This is a genomic window from Cupriavidus pampae (genome assembly GCF_914271485.1).
GTDB classification, from domain to species: Bacteria; Pseudomonadota; Gammaproteobacteria; order Burkholderiales; family Burkholderiaceae; genus Cupriavidus; species Cupriavidus pampae.
Genome location: NZ_CAJZAG010000037.1, coordinates 1 through 1,227 on the forward strand (window position 1 = coordinate 1; position 1,227 = coordinate 1,227).

Consider the following 1,227-nt stretch of genomic DNA (forward strand, 5'->3'; position numbering starts at 1 on the left):
GTCTTCGTGCAGCGCATCGTGAGCCGCAACGTGCTGCATCCCAACGTGATCGTCGGTACCCGCCTGCCGGCCTACTGCACCGCGCCGGGGCTGGCGCTGCTGTCGACGCTGCCCGAGGCCGAAGTCGATGCGCTGCTCGACGCCAGCACGCTGGTCAGGCACACGCCCAGGACCATCGTCGACCGCCGCAAGATCAAGGAGCGCGTGGCCGTCGCGCACGCGCGCGGCTTCGTGCGCACCGAGGACGAGTACTTTCTCTCCGACATCTCCACGGCCGCGCCGATCACCGATGCGCGCGGGCGCGGCATCGGCGCGATCAACGTCGCGGTGTCGCGTGCACGCTGGGAACCGGCGCGCGACGAGCAGCGCTTCGCCGACCTGGTGCGCAGCACGGCCTTCGCCGTGTCGGCGCCTCGGCGGCACGTCGCCTAGCAGCGAGGCCCGGGCGGGGCCTGCGATTCAGCGGCCCTTGAAATGCGGCGTGCGCTTCTCTGCGAAGGCCGCGCGTGCTTCGCGGAAGTCCTCGCTGTCGTCGGCCCGCGCCACCATGGCGTCGAGCTCGGCCCGCCGTTGCGCGACCTGGCCGGCGAGCACCGCATTCAACTGCGCCTTCGAACCGGCGATCGACAAGGGCGCGGCGGCGGTCATCGGTGCGCCGAAGCGCAAGGCCGCCTCGACGACATCGCCCTCGGCCACCGCGTCGGCGAAGCCGGTGCGGCCGATCTCGTCGATGCCGAACATCTGGCCGCTGTAGAGCCAGCGCCGCGCGTTGGAAGCGCCGATCAGCCAGGCCAGGCGCTGCAGCTGGATGGTCGGATAGACCAGGCCCAGCTTCGCGACCGGCACGCCGACGCGCGCCGTCGCGTCGGCCACGCGGAAGTCGCAGCACATGGCCAGGCTGCAGCCGCCGCCGGCACAGACGCCGCTGATGGCCGCGATCACCGGCAGCGGGGCGCTCTGTACCGCGGCATAGGCCTCCTGGATGCGCTGGCGGTAGACCTCGGCGTGCGCGGGATCGGCCTTGGCCGCCGCGAAGGCGACGATGTCGTCGCCGGCGCAGAAGTGGCCGCCGCTGCCGGTGAGCACCACGAGCCGGACCGAGCGGTCCTGCGCGAAGCGCTCGAAGGCGGCCTTCAGGTCGGTCCAGGCGTCGAAGTCGCAGGCATTGCGCCGCTGCGGGCGGTCGATGGTGACGATCGCGGTGCCGTCGCCGCGCTGATCGATGAG

At 72.2% G+C, this 1,227-nt stretch carries 2 protein-coding genes; one reads left to right on the forward strand and one right to left on the reverse strand.

Annotated elements, in window-relative coordinates; genetic code table 11:
- Nucleotides 1-432 (forward strand): IclR family transcriptional regulator (locus LDO41_RS34140; protein ID WP_290370942.1); only part of this gene is annotated, 432 nt, incomplete at its 5' end.
- Between the two features lie 27 nt (nt 433-459).
- Here LDO41_RS34140 and LDO41_RS34145 read toward each other — a convergent pair.
- Nucleotides 460-1,227: enoyl-CoA hydratase/isomerase family protein (locus LDO41_RS34145; protein ID WP_223995891.1), on the reverse strand; the 768-nt coding region annotated here is incomplete at its 5' end.